Genomic DNA, 19,276 nt, shown 5'->3' with positions numbered 1-19,276 from the left:
TTACAGCTTTGCAACATAATCTATTTACAAAATAATTCACCGTCAGGTAAAAATTCGTGAGATAATGTAAAGCAAATAGTTTTTTGCAGTCCTTATTTCGTGCAAATTTGTGTTCACATACCCAGCTGTGAGCCCTCGCTGGCTTTGTGGGAGATAAAAACTATACTTCTCCCACCGCTCCCATCACCTGCCCGTGCGGCTCGTACCTCCCATCCCTGCCCATTCGGCTCGCACCTGCCCGTGCAACTTGTATTAAATCACAAGTTATCTCCTTTACAGATTGTCTCCCTTCAATGAAATTGGCGGGCAACACTTTTTTTATTAAAAATTTTTGTGGTTTAGAAAAATGTCGTATATTTGTAAAATATATCTGATAACAGAAAAACTCAACACTAAAACAGGAGAATATTTAATATGAAAATGACAAAAAATGATTTACACAATGCCCTGAAACACTACTTTGGGTTTGAAGCGTTCAAAGGACATCAAGAAGAAATTATTACCAGCGTGATCAACAAAGAAAATACCTTTGTAATTATGCCCACAGGTGGTGGTAAATCATTGTGCTACCAATTGCCTGCCTTAGTTCTGGAGGGAACTGCTATTGTGATTTCCCCCCTTATCGCCTTGATGAAAAACCAAGTAGACGCGATGCGTGGTATTTCATCTACCGATAGTATTGCCCACGTACTAAACTCTTCTCTTACCAAAAACGAAATCCGCGAAGTAATGGAGGATATCAGTGCCGGCAAAACCAAATTGCTATATGTCGCCCCCGAGTCCCTCATCAAAGAGGAATATGCTAACTTTCTCAAAACCGTTCCTATCTCCTTTGTCGCTGTAGACGAGGCGCATTGCATCTCTGAATGGGGACACGATTTCCGCCCTGAGTACCGCAATATCAAAACCATTATCGAGCGTCTGGGCAGCAATATCCCTATCGTTGCGCTTACAGCTACAGCCACCCCTAAAGTGCAAGAGGATATCCTCAAAAACTTGGGAATGCTCGAAGCCAATGTATTTAAATCATCATTCAACCGTCCTAATCTCTATTATGAAGTACGCCCTAAAACCAAAAACGTAGATGCCGATATCATCCGTTTTGTAAAACAAAACAGCAAAAAATCAGGAATTATATACTGTCTCAGCCGTAAAAAGGTAGAAGACCTTGCGCAAACCTTACAAGTAAACGGCATTTCAGCGGTACCTTACCACGCGGGATTAGATGCCAAAACACGCGCCAAACACCAAGATATGTTCTTGATGGAAGAGGTAGATGTGGTGGTAGCAACCATCGCCTTTGGTATGGGTATCGATAAACCCGATGTACGTTTTGTAATCCACCACGATATCCCAAAAAGTATTGAAAGTTACTATCAAGAAACAGGACGTGCTGGTCGTGATGGCGGTGAAGGGCATTGCTTGGCTTTCTATTCTTATAAAGATGTAGAAAAACTCGAAAAATTTATGATAGGCAAGCCTATAGCCGAGCAGGAAATAGGACAAGCACTCTTGCAGGACATCGTAGCTTACGCTGAAACCTCTAGTTCACGCCGTAAATTTATATTACATTACTTTGGCGAAGAGTTTGACGAGGTAAATGGCGAAGGTGCCAATATGGATGACAATGTGCGTTTTCCTAAAGAGAAGAAGGAAGCCAAAGATGATGTAGTAAAATTGCTCAATGTGATTATTGCTACCAAACAGAAGTTCAAAGCTAAAGAAATTGTAAATACACTTATCGGTAAAGTGAGCGCTCTTATCAAAGCGCATCGTATTGATGAACAAGACTTCTTTGGCATTGGTAAAGATAAAGACGATGCTTATTGGATGGCTCTCCTTCGTCAGGTAATGGTAAACGGACTCATACGCAAGGATATAGAAACTTACGGAGTAATGTTTATCACCGATAAAGGAAAGGAATTCTTAAAAGAAGTGCCTTCATTTATGATGACTGAAGACCACAGTTATGAAGAGGAACCCGAAGATATAAACAGTGCCAATGCTGTAGCCGCCGACCCTGTATTGCTGGATATGCTAAAAGATTTGCGCAAAAAGGTAGCCAAACAGAAAGGGGTGCCTCCGTTTGTGGTATTCCAAGACCCTTCACTCGAAGATATGGCTCTCAAATATCCTATTACCATTCAGGAACTTACCAATGTACACGGAATAGGAGAAGGCAAAGCTAAGAAATATGGTAGTGAGTTTGTAAAACTCATTGAGCGTTATGTAGAGGAAAATGATATTGTACGCGCTGAGGATTTAATAGTAAAAACTACGGGGTCTAACTCAGCTTTAAAATTGTTTATCATTCAGAATATAGACCGCAAATTGCCATTGCCCGACATCGCCCAAGCCAAAGGGTTGGAGATGGACGAATTTCTCAAAGAAATGGAGCAAATCGTATACAGCGGTACCAAGCTAAATATTGATTATTGGGTAAACGAAATCTTTGATGAAGAACAACAAGAAGAGCTTCACGAATACTTTATGGAAGCTGAAAGTGACAAAATATCTTTAGCTTCTAAAGAATTTGCCGGTGAATACGAAGATGATGAACTAAGAATCTACCGATTGAAGTTTATCAGTGAAGTAGCAAATTAACAGAAGTACACATAAAATAAAAAAAGAGAATTAGGCAAAAATGCTTAATTCTCTTTTTTATCGTTACACTTTGCCAAAGTTTAAAATTCCCTGTGCGAATCGCACCTTTGGCAAAACCCATTAATTTGATTATCAATAATTTTTGTAGTATGTTATGGGGCGTTTTGTAAACGTCCACATAAATAGAACTTTTTGGACACCCTCTTTTTTATATCTTATAAAAACAATAAATGTAGTGGTTTACAAGGCAATCCAAACCATTCTGAAACAGTACTATGGGTAAGGATTCCGTGGTAAGAATAAAGTCCGTTTCTAAAGCCTTTATCTATTTGTAAGAAGTTTTCTACTCCTCCCTCCTCCCCTATTTTCAGCAGGTAAGGCAATAAAATATTACTCAACGACGTTGAAGCTGTACGGGCATAACGTGAAGAAAGGTTAGGCACCCCACAATGTACAACTTCGTATTTAGTAAAGGTGAGTTGTTCTAAAGTCGTAAGTCCGCTTGTTTCCACACAACCTCCATTGCCTATACTTGTATCTACAATCACAGCACCTCGTGGCATCTGTTGTACCATATCTTCTGTAACAATTATAGGTGAGCGATGAGTTCCTGCCATAGCACCTATAAGCACGTTACAACGCTTCAAAGATTCACGAAGTAATTGAGGTTGTAAGGTTGCAGTATATACTGAGGAAGGTAAATGTGTGCGTAGTTCCCTTAAATCGGTAAGGGAGGAAGCAAATATCTTTACATTAGCACCTAATCCTAAGGCAGCTTTAGCAGCGGCTTCTGTGATATTATTAGCTCCCAAAAGTACCACCTCTATAGGAGGTACTCCTGTAATATTCCCAAATAGAAGTCGATTTTCTTCTGTGATGAGTTCTGAAGCGGTAAGCACAGCAGCTATACCCGTGAGCTCATCCACCGATTGTTGTATGGGATAATTTTCAGCCTCATCTTTGATATATTCAAAAGCTAAAGCAGTAATTTGCTTTTGTGTAAGCATCTCAAAATAGGATATATCTTGTGTATTGAGTTGTAAAACTGAAAACAATACTGTTTGAGGATTGAAGTAAGCGAGTTCTTCAGTAGTAGGAGGCTCAACCTTCAGTACCATTGGACAAGTAAAAACTGCTTCAGTATCATACACAATTTCGGCACCTGCCTCGCTGTAATCAGCATCAGGAAAGTGAGCTTCTTCACCTGCCCCAGCCTCTACGAGAATTTGGTGACCATTAGTTACTAATACCGCCACTTCATCAGGCGTTAAGCAAATGCGTTTCTCTTGAAAAGTGCGTTCTTTAGGAAGTCCTATTTTCAACGATTGTTGCTCATTGCTCACCGCTAAGCATTCTTCTTGTGGTAATAGTTGAGATATGTTTTGCATCAGTCTGAGAATTTAGTTTCTAAATCACTCACATATTTCTTGAAAGCGCGATCGGTTTCTATTAAGTTTTCCACTGTTTTGCAAGCGTGTAGCACTGTAGCGTGATCGCGTTGCCCTATCTGGCTTCCAATGGTTGAAAGTGAGTTTTTAGTGTATTTCTTCGAGAAAAACATCGCCAATTGTCGGGCTTGTACTACATTGCGTTTACGAGTTTTGGAATGTAGTGATTCGATATCTAAATTGAAATAATCGGCTATAATTTGCTGAATGTGGTCAATAGTCAAATCGTTCTTATTATTTTTCACCGATTTATCGATAATGCTTTGTGCGAGTTCTATAGAATATTCTTTGCGATTAAACGCTGCTTGTGCAATTAGTGAGTTGCTCACTCCTTCTAACTCACGTACATTCGTACGTATATTTTCAGCCAAATAAGCAATTATATCTTCTCCTATTTCGGCTCCATCATTATAGAATTTATTTTCTAAAATCTTGTAACGTGTTTCGTAGTCAGGAGTTTGTAATTCAGCCGAAAGCCCCCATTTAAAACGCGAAAGAAGACGTTGTTCTATATCAAATAAATCTACAGGAGCTTTATCCGAAGTGAGGATTACCTGTTTACCGTTTTGGTGTAGGTGATTGAAGATATGAAAGAAAGCATCTTGAGTTTTCACCTTCCCCGAAAGGAATTGAATATCATCTACGATAAGTACATCGATAAGCTGATAAAAGTGAATGAAGTCGTTAAGGGTATTTTTATCCTTGTCTTTAGCTGTAGAAGCACTGATAAACTGTTGAGTAAACTTTTCAGCAGAAACGTAAAGTACTTTTTTCTTGGGGTATTTTTCTTTAATATCCACCCCTATAGCGTGAGCTAAGTGAGTTTTTCCTAAGCCTACTCCTCCAAAAATAAATAGTGGATTAAAAGCCGTTCCACCAGGTTTATTGGCTACTGCCATACCTGCAGAACGTGCCAAACGATTAGAAGCACCTTCTACAAAATTATCGAAGTTTTGATGTAAATTGAGTTGAGGATCAACAGTTATCTCACGAATCCCAGGTATTACAAAAGGATTTTTAAGCCCAGGGTCTTTGGTCTCAGTAGCTAAAGTCAAAGTCTGTTTTGCTAATTCCGGACGATTCGTACTTGGCAGTTGTTCTTTAGTAAGTGGATTATCAACAATATACACAAGGCGGGAGTTTACTCCCAAAGTAAATGTCATTGCCGATTTGAGAAGAGAAATAAAATTTTCTTCTAACCATTCATAAAAGAATCTACTTGGAACTTTGATTTTTAAAGCATTCCCCTCTAATTCAACAGGGACAATAGGAACAAACCAAGTATTAAATTGTTGCTCAGTGATATTGTCTTTTATAAATTCAAGACACTTACTCCAAACTTTTTCAGCTGCTTCTTTCATTTTTTAGGGTGCTACTTTTTAGCTAAAAATTTGATTATTAGATTTTTTTACTAATTTTGCCGATGATAAAACTGTTCTTTTTTCAGTCAGCAAAATTGTGAATAATTTTTGAATAAAAAAAATATTTAACATTTGTTTTTCTGAATTTATTTTATAAGGGAACGATGTTAATCTTTTGTTAATGTTTATATCTATCTAATTATGAAAGGATTATACTTCGATTATGTACTGCGTACTCGCTATGCAGAAACCGACCAAATGGGGGTGGTATACTATGGTAATTATCCTCAATACCTCGAATTGGGAAGAGTAGAGTGGTTGCGCTCTATTGGTTTTACCTATAAAGCAATGGAAGAAGAAGGGGTTATGATGCCTGTGGTTTCTTTGCAAATTCAATATAAAAAACCAGCCCTATATGATGAGTTGATTACCATTCGCACCAAACTAAAAGAATTGCCTTCTACAAAAATTGAGTTTGATTATGAGATTCTTAATGAAAGAGGAGAGTTACTTTCCACAGCTAACACCATATTAGTATTTGTAGATGCAAAAACTTTTAGACCAGTGCGCTGTCCTGAAAAGGTATTAAAATTAATTGAAGAGAAGATGAGTAATTAGTCGCTAATAATGAATCGTTAGTCATTAGTATCTCACTACTAACGACTAACGACTAAAAAGCTAAAGACTATCTGTAGTTTTTAATGAGATTTTTCACTAAAAGAATTACATTAGGCATAGCTATATTTGCTGCGTTAAGTACTTCTTCGTGTGATACATCCGGTGAGATTTCTGGACCTCCTAAATCGGTGATGACTGAAAGGGCACACACCTCCATATTTTGATGACGTGCTACAATCACTTCAGGTACAGTACTCATCCCTACTGCATCTCCTCCTAAAATACGCACCATACCATATTCGGCTGGCGTCTCAAACGAAGGTCCTTGCAACCCTACATACACACCTTTTTGAAGTTTGATATTGTGTTCTTTAGCTATTTTTTCTAATTCAGCTATCATAGCGTGATTATAAGGTTTGCTCATATCAGGAAAACGTGCCCCAAACTGGTCTAAGTTCTTACCTCGTAAAGGGTGTTCTGGAAACATATTGATATGATCGCGAATCACCATTACATCTCCTATAGAAAAATTAGGATTCACACCTCCTGAAGCATTAGAAACGATGAGACGCTTGATACCTAATTGTGCAAACACACGTATCGGAAAAGTTACCTCTTGCATTGTATAGCCTTCGTAATAGTGCACACGCCCTGCCATCATCAACACATAACGGTTCTCTATTTTGCCATAGATAAGTTTGCCTTTGTGTCCAGCTACAGTCGATTTAGGAAAGTTAGGAATATTGTTGTATTTAATTTCCGAAATCACTTCCACTTCATCTTCTAATTTGTGAAGTCCAGACCCTAAAATAATAGCAAACTCTGGAGTGTGTTCTGTAATGTACGACTGTATGATGCGAGCCGTCTCGTTAATTTTGTCGTAAATTTGTTGCATATTTCTTTATTTTTTTGTCGATTTTGTAGATTGTCTGCCTTTGGAGGAATGGGAACTATTGATAAATTTACTAATTATTGAAAATTAGTAACACCAAATTTAGCAGCTTCTGCTCTTGCTTTAGGCACTAAGGCGGTAAGATTTTTAATCCGTGAAGCATCAGAAGGGTGCGTACTAAGTAACGAACTGGTTGATTTACCTCCTTTTAATGCTGCCATACGTTTCCATAACTCAGGAGCTTCAGAAGGATCATAGCCCGCAATTGCCATAATTTGAATACCTATAGCATCAGCCTCTGTTTCATTGGAACGGCTGAAAGGCAACATCACTCCTAAATTAGAGCCTAAGCCATAAGCCAGCATAAACTGGTCGGTATAAGCGGCATATTTGCTGCTTTGTAAAGCTATAGAACCTGCTATAGCTCCTATCTGCTGCAAGGTAGAGGCACTCATACGTTGTGCACCGTGATCAGCTAAAGCATGTGCTACCTCGTGCCCCATAACCACGGCTAAACCTGCTTCAGTTTTTGTTACAGGTAAAATCCCTGTATAAACTACAATCTTGCCCCCTGGCATACACCAAGCGTTTACTTCAGGACTATCTACTAAGTTGTACTCCCAGCGATAATCATCTAAATAACCTTGATAACCATTGGTATCAAGCCATAATTTGGCTGCTTTGGCTATACGTTCCCCCACTCGCTTTACCATAGCAGCATCATTAGTGCCTTTCAACACCTTATTTGAATTTAAAAAGGTGGAATATTGACTAAATGCGATTGGAAAAACTTTGCTATTAGGCATAAAGTTAAGGGTACTCTTCCCTGTAAAAGGATTTGTTTTACAAGAAGAGATCATCAAAAGTAATGTAATTAAAATTAATTTCTTCATAAAATTTTATTTGAGGGCAAAGATAATAATAATTTAATAATTGACAATCACCGATTAACATTATTTAACAATATTGTAAATTATTCTATTCCCTATCCCTATCTCCCAATCCCTAATTTTTGTCCATTGTTACTTGCTAATTGTTAATTAATTTGTACCTTTGCGCGCAAATTAAATAGAAATGGCAAATACCAAATATATATTTGTAACTGGAGGGGTAACCTCTTCTTTAGGAAAAGGCATCATTGCAGCTTCACTTGCCAAACTCTTGCAAGCTCGTGGCTATAGAGTAACCATACAAAAGTTCGACCCTTATATCAATGTCGATCCTGGTACTCTTAACCCTTATGAACACGGCGAGTGCTTTGTGACTGAAGACGGAGCTGAAACTGACCTCGACTTAGGTCATTACGAACGTTTCCTTAATGTATACACTTCTCAAGCAAACAATGTAACTACTGGACGCGTTTACCAAAGTGTAATTGAAAAAGAACGCCGTGGTGAGTTCTTAGGAAAAACAGTACAAGTAATTCCTCACATTACCAACGAAATTAAAGAACGTATTCAGATACTTGGCAAAACGGGTGAGTATGATATTGTGATTACAGAAATTGGAGGCACAGTGGGTGATATAGAATCTTTGCCTTATATAGAGTCTGTACGTCAACTTTTATGGGATTTAGGAGAACATAATGGTATCGTGATACATCTCACTTTAGTACCTTATCTCGCAGCTGCAGGTGAACTCAAAACCAAACCTACGCAACACAGTGTAAAAACCTTGATGGAAAGCGGTATCCAAGCCGATATATTAGTTTGTCGTACTGAGCACGAACTCTCCGATGACCTTCGTTATAAGTTAGCGCTCTTCTGTAATGTAAAACGTGAGGCTGTAATCCAATCTATTGATGTACCTACAATCTATGATGTACCAAATGTAATGCTCTTAGAAGGCTTGGATAAAGTAGCTCTCAAGAAGTTAGACCTCCCTTGTAAAAACGAACCCGACCTCACCCAATGGAACACTTTTTTGCAACGTTACAAGAATCCTAAACACCGCATAAAAGTAGGGTTAGTAGGTAAATATGTAGAATTACAAGATGCTTATAAATCTATTTTAGAAGCTTTTATACACGCTGGAGCTGCTAACGAAGTGCGTGTAGATGTAGAGAGTATTCATTCCGAACATCTCAACGAAGAGAATATTGAAGCTAAATTAGGTCATTTAGATGCTGTACTCGTCGCTCCCGGTTTTGGCGGTCGTGGTATTGAAGGTAAAATAAAAGCTATTGAGTATGTACGCAAGCATAACATTCCTTTCTTGGGTATTTGCCTTGGAATGCAAATGGCAGTCATTGAATTTGCACGCCACGTAGCAGGACTTAAAGACGCCAACTCTACCGAAATGAACGAACAAACGCCTTACCCTGTGATTAGTCTGATGGAAAGTCAGAAGGAGATTACTCATAAAGGTGGCACTATGCGCTTGGGCGCTTGGGATTGTGAACTTACCAAAGGTAGCAAGATATACGAAGCCTATGGTAAAAAAGATATTTCTGAACGCCACCGTCACCGCTATGAATTTAATAACGACTACAAAGAACAACTTGAGAAAGCAGGTTTACAATGCACCGGTATCAATCCTGATACAGGTTTAGTGGAGGTAGTAGAATTACCTAATCACCCTTGGTTTGTAGGGGTACAGTACCACCCTGAATACAAAAGTACTGTTGCCAATCCTCACCCACTATTTGTAGCTTTTGTAAAAGCCGCTTTGAACAATAAACTTAAAAAGAACTAAACAACAGATAAAAACAATTATATGGACGAAAGAAAATTCGATGTAAAGAGTATTATAGGTTTTGCCTTAATCTTTGTACTCTTAATGTGGTTTATGAACAATAATAAACCTTCTCAAGAAGAATTAGCCAAGCACAAAGCTCAACAAGAACAACAAGCTAATAAAACTGCTGCCAATACTCAAAATAACACTTCTACTGTTCAACCTACTGATTTGGGAAACTTTGCCTATTCAACTACCTTGCCTTCTGCTAAAAATGAGGTAACTGTATTAGAAAATAAAGACCTTAAAATCACTATCAGTAACCGTGGCGGACAGCTTAAAGAGGTGTTGCTCAAAGAATTCAAAACCTATGATTCTTTGCCTGTTTACTTAGTAAAAGATTGGAATGCTACTTTTAGTCTTGACTTTACTACTGCTCAGGACAAAAAATTAAACACCAAAGATTTGTATTTTGAGCCTACCCTAAGTGAAAACAATGGTAGCCAAGTGCTTTCTATGAAGCTTAAAACTTCCGAAAATACTTATTTAGAATACGTATACACCTTGCCTAAAGAAGGATATATGCTCGACTTAGTAGTGCGTTCTCAAGGTTTAGCTGGAGCTGTAAACACTTCTAAACCTATGAACATCGATTGGAAATTGCAAGCTCGCCGTATGGAGAAAAGTGTAACCTATGAAAACCGTTACACTCAAGTTGCTATACAATATGAAGGTGACCGTATCAATCGTATGAGCCAAGCTGGTAACGACGAACAAAAAGAAGAAAAAGTTAGTTGGGTGGCTTATAAACAACACTTGTTTACTTCTGTTCTTATCTCCGACAATCCGTTTGAGAAAGGTGATTTCGTTTCTCACAATATTGCTATGAACGAAGGAAAAGAAGTGAAATACACTAAAAACTTTCTTACTTCTTTACCTGTAAAAGCTAAAAGTGGAGAATTGAGTGAATCACTGCACTTCTATTTCGGACCCAGTGATTACAACGTACTCAAACAATATAACAATAAATACGAACTTACTGAGCTCATTCCGTTAGGTTGGGGTATCTTCGGTTGGTTGAACAAATGGTTGTTTATTCCTCTTTATAATTTCCTTGCTGATTATTTTTCCGTAGGATTGGTGATCATCTTGATGACCTTTATCGTGCGTATATTGCTATCACCTATCGTTTATAAATCGTATGTTTCTCAAGCTAAAATGAAGGTATTACGTCCTGAAATTGACGAAATCAATAAAAAATACGACGAACCTATGAAACGCCAACAAGAAACTATGGCTCTGTATAGCAAAGCAGGAGTGAACCCACTCAGTGGTTGTATTCCAGCTCTCCTACAATTGCCTGTGTTTTTAGCGCTCTTTAACTTCTTCCCTACCGAATTTGGATTGAGACAAAAGAGTTTTTTATGGGCTCACGACCTATCGTCATACGATGCTATTTTTGAACTTCCTTTCTCTATACCGTTCTACGGAAGTCACGTGAGTTTGTTTCCATTGTTGGCTTCTGTGGCTATTTTCATCTACTCAATGATGACAATGGCACAGACTGCACAACCTCAGCAACCTGGTATGCCTAATATGAAGTTCCTCATCTATCTATCTCCTATAATGATGTTGTTCTTCTTCAACAACTACGCCAGCGGACTCAGTTTATACTACTTTATATCTAACTTATTGACTATAGGCATTATGTTAGCTATCAAGTATTGGATTATAGACGAGAAGAAGATTCACGCTCAAATACAAGAAAACAAGAAAAAACCTAAAAAAGAAAGTAAATTCCAAGCTAAAATGCGTGAGATGATGGAACAAGCTGAAGCGCAACGCAAAGCACAACAAAATAAACGTTAGTCTCTAATAGATTAACGAGTAAAAAACAAATACACTTTGCCAAAGTTCTCTATTGCTATTGCACTACGATCTTTGGCAAAGTTTTTATATAAAACTATATAATGGTATAGTTTTTGCTGTTAATGTTTTCAAACTATGAAAAGAAAATTTATCAACATATTATTATCTGTACTCATCTTGTTCTCTAATTCAGGATGGGCTATTTCTTTTCATTATTGTCAAGACCACTTATCGTCAGTTTCTTTAGAATATATCACTTCTTCTGTAGATGAAGAAGTAAGTGATTGTGCTGATATGGACTCTTGTTGTGCTTCTGAGGACGACGATAGTGATGAGAGTAAAACAGAAACTTCACATAAAAAATGCTGTGATGATACAGCTATATCATCTTCTATTTCTGATAGTACTTCAGTAGTAAAAGCGTTGGAACTGCAACTACAACCTTTTGTAGTAAGTTCTTTGGTTTTTCCTACTTTGGAAGTGGTAAGTATTCCTCAGACTGTAAAGAAAGCCATCACAAGAGATTTCTTTTCGCAGTTGAATGCGCCTCCTCTGTATGAATTGTACTGCCAGAGGGTGTTTTATTCAGATAAAAGATAAGAGGTAATAAGAAAGGAGTTCACCTCTGTTTTCTAATTCTTAAAATCTAATTTCTAAACTGAATAAAACAGAAAAATAATGTACAAAAAATATATTTTTTTAATAGGGCTGTTGTTGCCCCTGTCTGTCTTTGCTCAACATTTTAGCAAAGGAAAAGTGGTAGACGAAAACAACGCACCTCTTATAGGGGCAGATGTGAATTGGGAGGGTACTGAAATAGGTGTATCTACTGATAATGAAGGAGCTTTCACACTGAAACGTACAGATGCTTCTAATACTTTGGCAGTAAGCTATATTGGTTATAAAAAGAAAACTATAAAAGTAAGCGGTAATGCGTCTTTACATATTCAATTAGAACCAGAAGCGACTTTGGAAGAGGTGGTAGTAAGCCAGAAGCGTGCTAATACGATGAAATCGCAATGGCAAGTAGCTGATGTGCACACAATGAGTAGTGGGGAACTACTGAAAGCAGCTTGTTGCAACCTATCGGAGAGTTTTTCTACCAACCCATCAATTGATGTAAACTTCTCGGATGCTGTTACGGGTAACAAACAGATAAAGATGCTGGGGTTAACCAGTCCGTACATACTAATGGCAGAGGAGAATATCCCTACAATGCGTGGTGCTTCGCAAGCCTACGGACTCTCATTTGTACCTGGCACGTGGATTGAGAGCATCCAGATAACCAAAGGAGCGGGAAGTGTGATTAACGGGTATGAGAGTATTTCGGGGCAAATCAACTATGAGATAGAGAAACCTATCAGTAGTCGTCCTTTTTTCTTAAACTTGTATGCTTCAGAAGATAATCGTTATGAACTCAATGCTCATACCAATCAAAAATTATCTGATAAGTGGGCGACTACCCTTTTTGCACACGGCAATGTACGTCAACAGAAAGCCGACCACAATCACGATGGTTTTATTGATAACCCTATAGGTAATCAAATCAACTTGTTGAATCGTTGGCAGTATGCGAATGCTGAAAAAGGTTGGGTAGGTTTTTTGAATCTCCACTATATGAAAGATGAGCGCCAAGCAGGAGAGTTGCGTTTTAATCCGCTAACCGACAAAGGAACTACCAATGCATGGGGCAGTGAAGTAAACTCCGAACGCTTTAGTGCATCTAATAAAATAGGGTATGTATTCCCTGATACACCTTATAAGAGCATAGGGTTGCAGAACTCTTTTCAGTCGCATCGCCAAGATTCTTATTTTGGGTTGAACCGCTATGATATACACCAAAAAAGTTGGTATGGTAATTTGATATACAACTCCATTATCACCAATACCAAACACAAATTTGCCACAGGACTCAACGGAACTTATGACGACTATAATGAGGAACTCACTACTTCGGCTCTTGCGGGAGATTTCTCGCGTGTAGATCGCTCAATAGGAGCTTTCTTTGAATACACTTACGACAATTTGAGTAACTTCAGTTTTGTGGCAGGAGTACGCGCTGATAGTCATAATCATTTAGGAAACTTCATTACGCCACGTTTACACGTGCGTTATAATCCTTGGAAACAAGCGACTTTCAGAGTATCGGCAGGGCGAGGCAAACGCGCTGCTAATGTGATAGCAGAGAACCAACAACTCTTGGCATCTGCACGTCAGCTTGCCATTATAGGAGGTGATGGAGGCAAGCTCTATGGTTTGAATCCCGAAATTGCTTGGAACTACGGAGTGAGCTTTTTGCAAGCGTTTAAAGTATTCGGTAAAAGTGCAGAGTTTTCAGTAGATTTCTACCGCACAAATTTTGACAATCAAGTAGTAGTAGATTTGGATAACTCAGCCCAACAAGCCTTGTTTTACAACCTCAATGGGAATAGTTTTGCGAACTCTCTACAAGCAGAATTTAGTATTACTCCTGCCAAAGGGTTGGACTTCAAGGCAGCCTATAAGTATTATGATGTGCAAACACAGTTTACTAAAGGACAGATGGAGAAGACCCTTACCCCAAAGCATCGCTGGTTTGCCAATGTAGCTTACGAGACTCCTGAGCGCCACGAGAACAAGCATTCTCAATGGAAGTTTGATGTAACCTTCAACTGGTTAGGAGAACAACGCTTGCCTACAACCGCTACGAACCCTATAGCCTATAGGTTAGACGATTATGCACCATCATTTGCTACACTCAATGCTCAAATCACCAAAGTATTTTCTAAGACATTCGAGGTATATATAGGAGGGGAAAACATCACCAATTATAAACAAGAGAATGGTATTTTGGCAGCCAATAATCCTTTTGGCGCATATTTTGATAGTACAATGCAGTACGCTCCTGCCTTTGGACAGATGTATTATGCAGGATTAAGATTTAAATTATTATAAAATGAAAACACGTATTTTATTATGGATAGCTTTGAGCTTTTTTGGGCTTACTATCGCAAGTGCACAACAAGCACCTAACAAAAGTAAAAAAGTAGAGTTTGCTGTAGGAGGCAACTGTGAACAGTGTAAGGCGCGTATAGAAAAAGCGGCTTATAGCGTAAAGGGCGTAAAGAGCGCTAATTGGAATATCAAGAGTGGCAATATGACCCTTATTTTTGACGAGCGCAAATGCAATGAAAGTGATGTGCAGAAAGCTATTGCCAAAGTAGGACACGATGCTGGCAAAGAACGCGCTGACGATGAAGTGTACAAAAACTTACACCACTGCTGTTTATACGAAAGATTACCTTAAAATTTGGGTAGCCTAAAAAGCTTTTTGAAAATATGATTATGGTATACTGATAATCAGATGCTTTTAGTGATGTTGTAGAGGGGATTTATAAATCACTCCTACAACATCACTTTTTTAGATAGCCTCATTTCGGTATAGATTTTGCTGTTAAGAAAGAAACACTAAATCACAACAAAATGAAAAAGATAACTATTCTACTAATGTTAGCAGTAGCTTTGGGGCTTAGTTCTTGTGCGAGCATTTATGTAGCTACTGATTATGATCGTCAAGCCGATTTTTCAGCGATGAAATCTTTTGCTTTTTTTAAAGAAGGTATTGATAAAGTACAAATATCCGACTTGGATAAGAAACGTATTTTACGTGCTATAGAGCAAAATCTTACTACTAAAGGGCTAACACTTTCTGAGAACCCTGATTTTTTAGTAAATATCTTTACTCGTGACCGAGAGAATGTAGATGTGTATGACAACAGTCCTTATTATTGGGGCTGGGGAATGGGTTGGGGGCCATTTTGGGGAGGCGCCACTTATAATGTAAGCCGAAATACTGAGGGTACTCTTTACATTGAGATTATTGATGCGAAGAAGCGTGAATTGGTATGGCAAGGAAAAGGCACAGGCTATTTGCCACAATCGATGGATAAGAAGGAAGAGGCTATCAAAAATTTTGTAAACAAGATATTAGAACAATATCCTCCTTCAGCAGATAAAAAATAACAATCACTAACTTTGTCAGAGTCTAATGACCCCGACAAAGTTTTAATTTTTCATATAGTAATTTGTAACCTATGTTTAAAACCCCTTTTTCTTTCGATGGACGTATTAGGCGTACTGAATTTGGACTCTCCCTTATCATTTTCTATATAATTTTTAATTTTTTAGATGAAGTGTTCAATTTTAATCGTTCATTTTCGCTAATCTTTTTTATTCCTCTTTTCATCTTCTATTTTGCACAATCAGCAAAGCGTAGTCACGATATAGGTGAAAGTGGATGGCTATCTTTGATCCCTTTATATAACCCTTTTCTTTTGTTATTTAAAGAAGGAAGTGCAGGAGAAAATGTGTATGGTGAAGATCCTAAAAAACGTGTAAATAACACATTTTTCAACAATCCTTCTACAACTCCCCCTCCACCCATTATATTTTCTCCTGTACAAGCAACTCCATCTGTTCATACCGAGAAGAAAATCACCCAACAATATCTTCTCAGTGAGGATGGTAAAACTTTACTAAAATGGTTTGATACTCAAGTTACTGCTATAGATATGCAAGCCGATCCCATTTTGAGAAATGTTACAACCATAGGCAGAGATGCTTTCTACAATTGCAACAAACTCAGCAAAATAAACTTCAATGGACAGCTCACTACCATACAAAAAGCCGCCTTTGAAGATTGTGACCAATTGCGCCACCTTAGCCTCCCAAGCCGTGTGAGCTTTATAGGTGAATTCCTCTTTGGTAAAAATTGTATTGAGTCTATAAGTATTGAAAGTGAAATACCCCCACGATTAGAAGGTGACTTTTCCTACAACGACGAAAAACTACAAGCTATTTATGTTGCCACAAGTGATATAAGTTTGTATCGCAATAGTGAAAATTGGAGAAAATATGTACACCTTATAAAATAAAACATACTGATTATCAGATATATAAAAAGTTACACAGAAATATTTTTACAAAAACTTTTGGCTATTTAGAAGATTATCACTACATTTGCCACGATTTTAGGGGAAATAGAGTATTTATTTTATCAATTAAGTTTAACTCTTTCCTATAGTAATCCCCTTATATAATACTCTAATTACTATCAGGAAATACAAATTTTATCATCAGCAAATGGCTGAAAACACTCAAAATCCAGAAGAATTTTTACAAAACTTCAACTGGGAAAAATACCAAGAAGGTATTGACAGCGTACAAGAAGACCAATTAAAAAACTTCGAAGAATTGGTTAAAAACAATTTCGTTGACACTCAAGACAATGAAGTAGTAGAAGGTGTTGTAACTCGTATTACCGACAGAGAAGCAATTATCGACATCAACGCTAAATCTGAAGGCGTTATCTCTCTCAACGAGTTTCGCTACAACCCTAATCTCAAAGTAGGTGACAAAGTAGAAGTACTTATTGATATCCGCGAGGACAAAAACGGTCAGTTAGTACTTTCACACCGCAAAGCACGTACGCTTAAGGCTTGGGATAGAATCAACTTAGCACACGAAAACGGCGAAATCGTAAATGGTTTCGTAAAAAGCCGTACCAAAGGCGGTATGATTGTAGATGTATTTGGCATCGAGGCATTCCTCCCTGGTTCACAAATTGATGTGAAACCTATCCGCGATTACGAGCAATTCGTAAACAAAACAATGGAATTCAAGATTGTGAAAGTAAATCACGAGTTCAAAAACGTAGTGGTTTCTCACAAAGCGCTCATCGAAGCAGATATCGAAGAACAAAAGAAAGAAATCATCAGCCAACTCGAAAAAGGTCAAGTACTCGAAGGTGTTGTGAAAAACATCACTTCTTATGGCGTATTTGTAGACCTTGGTGGCGTAGATGGATTGATTCATATCACCGACCTTTCTTGGGCTCGTATCAACCACCCAAGCGAAGTGGTTTCTGTAGATCAAAAATTGAACGTAGTAATCCTCGATTTCGACGACAACAAATCTCGTATCCAATTAGGCTTGAAACAGCTTAGCAAACATCCTTGGGATGCTTTAGCCGACGATCTTAAAGTGGGTGATAAAGTAAAAGGTAAAGTTGTTGTTATTGCCGATTATGGTGCTTTTGTAGAAATCGCTGATGGCGTTGAAGGTCTTATCCACGTTTCTGAAATGTCTTGGAGTACTCACTTGCGTTCTGCTCAAGATTTCGTAAAACTCGGTGACGAAGTAGAGGCTGTTATCTTAACTCTCGACCGCAACGAGCGCAAAATGTCTTTGGGTATCAAACAACTTACCCCAGACCCTTGGATCAACATCACTGAAAAATATCCAGTAGGTTCTAAACACACAGGTACTGTTCGTAACTTCACTAACTTTGGTGTATTCGTAGAACTCGAAGAAGGTATTGATGGTCTTATCCACATCACCGACCTTTCTTGGACTAAGAAAATCAAGCACCCATCAGAATTTGTAAACTCTGGTGATAAAATTGAAGTAGTAGTACTCGAATTGGATGCTGAAGGTCACAAATTGTCATTAGGCCACAAACAAACCACTCCTAACCCTTGGGACAAATACGAAGCTGAATTTGCCGTAGGTACTATACACACTGGTACCATTTCTAAAATGGTAGATAAAGGTGCTACCGTTCCTTTCAACGACGATATTTTAGCCTTTGTTCCTTCACGTCACTTAGAAAAAGAAGACGGAAAAAAATTAGGCAAAGGAGATACTGCTGAGTTCAAAGTAATTGAGTTCAACAAAGAATTTAAACGTGTAGTAGCTTCTCACACCGCTATCTTCAAAGAAGAAGAAGAAAAAATAGCTAAAGAAGCTGCTGTAAGCACCAATTCATCTACTGTTGAAAAATCAACCCTTGGAGACCTTGAAGTATTACAAGAGTTGAAAGACAAGATGGAAAAATAGAAGTAATTTAGTTTTTTTCATAATTTTTTGTTTTAATGAGGAAAAGTCGTTGCTGGGAAGTAACGACTTTTTTTATTTAGCAAGCTGACTCCTCAAAAAAGCAATCTCCTCTTCTTTCATAGCGATAATACGCTCATACAACTTCCTCTCTTCTTCAAATCCTTTGTTATTACAAATGAGATTTCCTCCCTTATTCTTTGTAGCTGTATCATTAAAGTTATTATGAAGTACACTACCTCCTTCATATTCAAAAATTTCAGGTAAAGAAGTGTCTAATATCTTTATAATTTCAAACAAACGTTCTACAGTAAGTTGTGTTTGTCCATTCTCAATACTACTATAAGCGCGCTGAGAAATATTTAGTTTCATTGCCATAAACTCTTGCTTGTAGTCTTTAGCTTCTCTAATTCTTCTTATTTTATCGTGATAATTATACATATAGAAATATTTTTTCTGCAAATGTACGAAATATTTCTAACATAGAAGAAAAGTATACTAAATATTTGCAAAAAATATAGTTACTTTGTCCCCAGAAAAAATAGTATAAATTTTTCTTGTAATAGGACACACTTTGTCCTCTACTCATAGTATTTTTGCAATGTAAATAACAATCAATAATTTTTATCAAAACAAATGAAGAAAATAATTTTAATGGCAGTAGCAGTGCTGGGAGCATTAGCTATAAACAGTTGTAGAAAAGAAACTGAAACAATTATCGAAAGAGTAGAGGTTCAAAAAGGCAATCAAATCCTTTCTGGAATAGGAGCGCCTACAGAAACTCTTGGAAATGTAGGTGATTACTATCTAGACCTTTCTAATAGCAATCTCTATGGAGCTAAAACTGCACAAGGTTGGGGAAATCCTATCAGCCTAAAAGGTATACAAGGAGATAAGGGAGAAAAAGGTGATACTGGTGCCACTGGACAAAAAGG

General features: G+C 37.8%; 15 protein-coding genes and 1 pseudogene. 11 read left to right on the top strand and 5 right to left on the bottom strand.

Translation table 11 applies throughout. The features are described from left to right. Positions 1-414: 414 nt before the first annotated feature. On the top strand, positions 415-2,604 hold the full coding sequence (recQ, locus tag HMPREF9073_RS10105; RefSeq protein WP_009413644.1) for a DNA helicase RecQ: 2,190 nt from the start codon (positions 415-417) through the stop codon (positions 2,602-2,604). A gap of 215 nt (positions 2,605-2,819) precedes the next feature. Here recQ and HMPREF9073_RS10100 read toward each other — a convergent pair whose 3' ends face one another. Further along, entirely contained in the window at positions 2,820-3,992 is a 1,173-nt protein-coding gene (locus HMPREF9073_RS10100) for an alanine dehydrogenase (RefSeq protein ID WP_009413642.1), read from the bottom strand. Continuing rightward, a complete protein-coding gene (dnaA, locus tag HMPREF9073_RS10095) occupies positions 3,992-5,413 on the bottom strand; it encodes a chromosomal replication initiator protein DnaA (RefSeq protein ID WP_002678805.1) in 1,422 nt (473 codons plus the stop codon). The genes HMPREF9073_RS10100 and dnaA overlap by 1 nt, the downstream gene beginning before the upstream one ends. A 201-nt stretch (positions 5,414-5,614) precedes the next feature. Here dnaA and HMPREF9073_RS10090 point away from each other — a divergent pair, with 201 nt between their 5' ends. Beyond that, on the top strand, positions 5,615-6,031 hold the full coding sequence (locus tag HMPREF9073_RS10090) for a thioesterase family protein (protein ID WP_009413641.1): 417 nt from the start codon (positions 5,615-5,617) through the stop codon (positions 6,029-6,031). A 67-nt stretch (positions 6,032-6,098) separates the two neighbouring features. On the opposite strand, the gene HMPREF9073_RS10085 is transcribed toward HMPREF9073_RS10090, so the two are convergent. Together HMPREF9073_RS10085 and HMPREF9073_RS10080 are read right to left on the bottom strand one after the other, a co-directional pair. Beyond that, entirely contained in the window at positions 6,099-6,926 is an 828-nt protein-coding gene (locus tag HMPREF9073_RS10085) for a purine-nucleoside phosphorylase (RefSeq protein ID WP_009413640.1), read from the bottom strand. A gap of 74 nt (positions 6,927-7,000) precedes the next feature. After that, the gene (locus tag HMPREF9073_RS10080) at positions 7,001-7,816 is read right to left on the bottom strand and encodes a M48 family metallopeptidase (RefSeq protein ID WP_009413639.1); all 816 of its coding nucleotides are present in this window, start codon (positions 7,814-7,816) and stop codon (positions 7,001-7,003) included. Between the two features lie 181 nt (positions 7,817-7,997). Between HMPREF9073_RS10080 and HMPREF9073_RS10075 the strand changes: the two genes are divergently transcribed. From HMPREF9073_RS10075 to rpsA, 8 genes are all read left to right on the top strand, one after another. Continuing rightward, positions 7,998-9,617: a CTP synthase gene (locus HMPREF9073_RS10075; protein WP_009413638.1), complete on the top strand. Its 1,620-nt coding sequence runs from the start codon at positions 7,998-8,000 to the stop codon at positions 9,615-9,617. Positions 9,618-9,638: 21 nt separating this feature from the next. After that, positions 9,639-11,468, top strand: a complete 1,830-nt coding sequence (yidC, locus tag HMPREF9073_RS10070; protein WP_009413637.1) for a membrane protein insertase YidC — start codon at positions 9,639-9,641, stop codon at positions 11,466-11,468. A gap of 135 nt (positions 11,469-11,603) precedes the next feature. Further along, positions 11,604-12,068 (top strand): hypothetical protein, encoded by a 465-nt coding sequence (locus tag HMPREF9073_RS10065; protein WP_009413636.1) that lies wholly within the window; start codon positions 11,604-11,606, stop codon positions 12,066-12,068. 78 nt (positions 12,069-12,146) lie between these two features. Beyond that, the gene (locus HMPREF9073_RS10060) at positions 12,147-14,402 is read left to right on the top strand and encodes a TonB-dependent receptor (RefSeq protein ID WP_009413635.1); all 2,256 of its coding nucleotides are present in this window, start codon (positions 12,147-12,149) and stop codon (positions 14,400-14,402) included. Position 14,403: 1 nt separating this feature from the next. Further along, the gene (locus tag HMPREF9073_RS10055) at positions 14,404-14,754 is read left to right on the top strand and encodes a heavy-metal-associated domain-containing protein (RefSeq protein WP_009413634.1); all 351 of its coding nucleotides are present in this window, start codon (positions 14,404-14,406) and stop codon (positions 14,752-14,754) included. A 176-nt stretch (positions 14,755-14,930) separates the two neighbouring features. Continuing rightward, positions 14,931-15,470, top strand: a complete 540-nt coding sequence (locus tag HMPREF9073_RS10050; RefSeq protein ID WP_009413633.1) for a DUF4136 domain-containing protein — start codon at positions 14,931-14,933, stop codon at positions 15,468-15,470. Between the two features lie 71 nt (positions 15,471-15,541). Next, positions 15,542-16,381: a DUF805 domain-containing protein gene (locus HMPREF9073_RS10045; RefSeq protein WP_009413632.1), complete on the top strand. Its 840-nt coding sequence runs from the start codon at positions 15,542-15,544 to the stop codon at positions 16,379-16,381. 208 nt (positions 16,382-16,589) lie between these two features. Continuing rightward, entirely contained in the window at positions 16,590-18,344 is a 1,755-nt protein-coding gene (gene rpsA, locus HMPREF9073_RS10040) for a 30S ribosomal protein S1 (RefSeq protein WP_009413631.1), read from the top strand. 72 nt (positions 18,345-18,416) lie between these two features. Here rpsA and HMPREF9073_RS10035 read toward each other — a convergent pair whose 3' ends face one another. Beyond that, positions 18,417-18,782 carry a helix-turn-helix transcriptional regulator gene (locus tag HMPREF9073_RS10035; RefSeq protein ID WP_009413630.1) on the bottom strand — a complete coding sequence of 122 codons (366 nt, stop codon included), beginning with the start codon at positions 18,780-18,782 and terminating at the stop codon, positions 18,417-18,419. A 195-nt stretch (positions 18,783-18,977) separates the two neighbouring features. Between HMPREF9073_RS10035 and HMPREF9073_RS16355 the strand changes: the two are divergent. Further along, a pseudogene (locus tag HMPREF9073_RS16355) lies at positions 18,978-19,276 on the top strand (collagen-like protein); the annotation flags it as partial.

It is taken from the genome of Capnocytophaga sp. oral taxon 326 str. F0382 (assembly GCF_000318295.1).
Lineage (GTDB): Bacteria > Bacteroidota > Bacteroidia > Flavobacteriales > Flavobacteriaceae > Capnocytophaga > Capnocytophaga periodontitidis.
The sequence above is the reverse complement of the archived record's forward strand: the minus strand, read 5'-3'. Positions and strand labels throughout refer to the sequence as shown.